This is a genomic window from Micrococcus sp. KRD077 (genome assembly GCF_017168505.1).
GTDB lineage: Bacteria > Actinomycetota > Actinomycetes > Actinomycetales > Micrococcaceae > Micrococcus > Micrococcus luteus.
In genome coordinates, this window is the sequence record NZ_JABFAZ010000006.1 from 19288 (window position 1) to 21660 (window position 2373).

General features: G+C 71.8%; 3 protein-coding genes. 1 reads left to right on the forward strand and 2 read right to left on the reverse strand.

Going from position 1 to position 2373, the window contains the following annotated elements; translation table 11 throughout:
* Nucleotides 1-283: 283 nt before the first annotated feature.
* A complete protein-coding gene (locus J1M39_RS02040; protein ID WP_145950424.1) occupies nucleotides 284-1477 on the forward strand; it encodes an alcohol dehydrogenase catalytic domain-containing protein in 1194 nt (397 codons plus the stop codon).
* Nucleotides 1478-1552: 75 nt separating this feature from the next.
* Here the strand turns inward: J1M39_RS02040 and J1M39_RS02045 are convergent, their stop codons facing one another.
* Nucleotides 1553-1876, reverse strand: coding sequence for a DUF202 domain-containing protein (locus tag J1M39_RS02045; RefSeq protein ID WP_060973605.1), 324 nt, complete (start codon nucleotides 1874-1876; stop codon nucleotides 1553-1555).
* A 4-nt stretch (nucleotides 1877-1880) separates the two neighbouring features.
* Entirely contained in the window at nucleotides 1881-2300 is a 420-nt protein-coding gene (locus J1M39_RS02050) for a YidH family protein (protein WP_041103054.1), read from the reverse strand.
* Nucleotides 2301-2373 lie beyond the last annotated feature (73 nt).

Consider the following 2373-nt stretch of genomic DNA (forward strand, 5'->3'; position numbering starts at 1 on the left):
GGCTCGTCGAAGGTCAGGCCGTCACGAACTGGAAGCAGGCCCTCGCCCAGCTCGCCGCGGCCTACCCCGACCGGATCAACCCCTACCTGTGACCACCCCGCTTACACAGACAAGTTGACACGCCCGCCCACTCGTCTCATCTCAGCCCGGTACCCATGTCAAGAACCTCATGACCCACAACACCTAGTGTGTCCGTACAGCCCGGGACTGGGACTCCCCCTCGGGTTCGCCCCGTCTCCTGCCTCACCCGGGCCTCGCTGGAGACAGAAAGGCAACGGTTCCCATGACCACCAAGAATCGCGCCGTGGCATTCCACGGCATCAAGGACGTGCGCGTCGACGAGCTGGACTTCCCCAAGCTGGAGATGCCCGACGGCTCCGCCGCCCCGCACGGCGTCATCCTCAAGATCGTCGCGACCAACATCTGCGGCAGCGACCTGCACATCTACCGCGGGTCCTTCCCCGCGCCCGAGGGCATGGTGCTGGGTCACGAGATGACCGGCCAGGTGCTGGAGATCGGCAGCGACGTCCAGTTCCTGAAGGAGGGTGACCTCGTCTCCGTGCCGTTCAACGTGGCCTGCGGCCGCTGCCGCAACTGCCGCGCCGGCCGGACCGAGATCTGTGAGACCGCCAACCCGGAGCAGGCGTGCGCCGCCTACGGCTTCAATCTGGGCGGCTTCCAGGGCGGACAGGCCGAGTACCTGTTCGTGCCGTACGCCGACTTCCAGCTGCTGCGCTTCCCGGACCAGGAGCAGGCGATGGAGAAGATCCTGGATCTGACCGTGCTCTCGGACATCCTCCCGACGGCGTTCCACGGTCTCATGGAGGCCGGCGCCAAGCCCGGCTCCACCGTCTACATCGCCGGCGCCGGCCCCGTGGGCCGGTGCGCCGCGGCCGCCGCTCGGCTGCTGGGCGCCTCGTGCATCATCGTGGGCGACCAGGACGCCTCCCGGCTGGAGCTGGTGCGCAAGCACGGCTGCGAGACCATCGACCTCTCCGCCACGGAGAACCTGCAGGACGCCGTGAACGACATCCTGGGCGAGCCGATGGTGGACTGCGCGGTGGACTGCGTCGGCTCCGAGGCCCACGGCCTGGGCTCCGCGTCCGATGAGATGCAGCCGATCGCCGCCGTGAACCAGGTCCTGGACATCACCCGTCCGGGCGGCGCCACGGGCATCATCGGCATCTACGGGCCGAACCCGATCGCGGAGACGAAGGCCGAGCAGGAGGGCACCTTCCCGGTGGACTTCGGCAAGGCCTGGATCAAGTCGCCCCACATCATCGGCGGCCAGGCGCCCATCATGCGCTACAACCGCCAGCTGATGATGTCGATCCTGTGGGACCGGATGCCGTACCTGACGGAGATGGTCAACCCGCGCGTGATCACCCTGGACGAGGCACCCCAGGCCTATGCGGAGTTCGACCAGGGGTCCCTGGAGAAGTTCGTCATCGACCCCCACGGCATGATCGCCCGCTGAGCGGTCCGCCCCCGGAGGCACGACGGCGCCCCTCACCTGCCCGCGCAGGTGAGGGGCGCCGTCGTCGTCCGCGGATCATGCCGCGTGCAGCAGCGTGGCGGTGATCCCGAGGCCCGCCAAGCCCACCACCAGCGCGACCATGCAGGCCACCGACGCCAGGGCCGGCCGGGCCTGCTCCCGCGCGATTCCGTCCGCGTGCGCCACGTAGCGCCGGCGCTGCGTGGCCAGCACCGCCGCCCCGCCGACGGCCGCCACCACCGCAGGCCCGAACGCCCACGCGCCGACGGCCGGCCACCACCTCAGGAACGTGAGGCTGAGGACGCCCAGCGCCAGGACCGTGCGGCCCCAGCTCATCACGGTGCGCTCGGGCTGCAGCCCCGGGTCGTGATGCAGGCGCATCGTCTCAGCCCCGCGGAAGGACGACGGCGGCCAGCAGCACCACGACGGCCAGCACGACGCCCCCCGCGAGGACCGGGACGATCAGCGGCAGCGGCAGCGGACGGCCGCGGCGCATCGCCCGCTCCACCCGGAGCCAGCGCGCGCCCGCGCCCAGGGCGAGCAGCGCCGCCAGGACGAGCAGCACCGTGCTCAGCACCACCCGGACCGGCGGCGCGAAGAGGGCGCCGGTGAACGCCTCCACCGCGACCCCGCCGGCCAGCAGCGCCAGCGCCGTCCGGACCCAGGCCAGGAACGTGCGCTCGTTGGCGAGCGTGAACCGGGGGTCCGGCTCCTCCCCGCCCGCCAGGAGGCGGTGCTGCCAGGCCGGCCGGCCGCCGTCGTGGGCGGCGGTCTCGGGGCCGTCGGGGGTCTCTGCTGCGTCCATGCGGCCATGGTAGCGACGGCGTAGACTGGCCGGTCGGGCGCGCCCGGCCGCGACGGCGCCGCCCGTCCCCGCC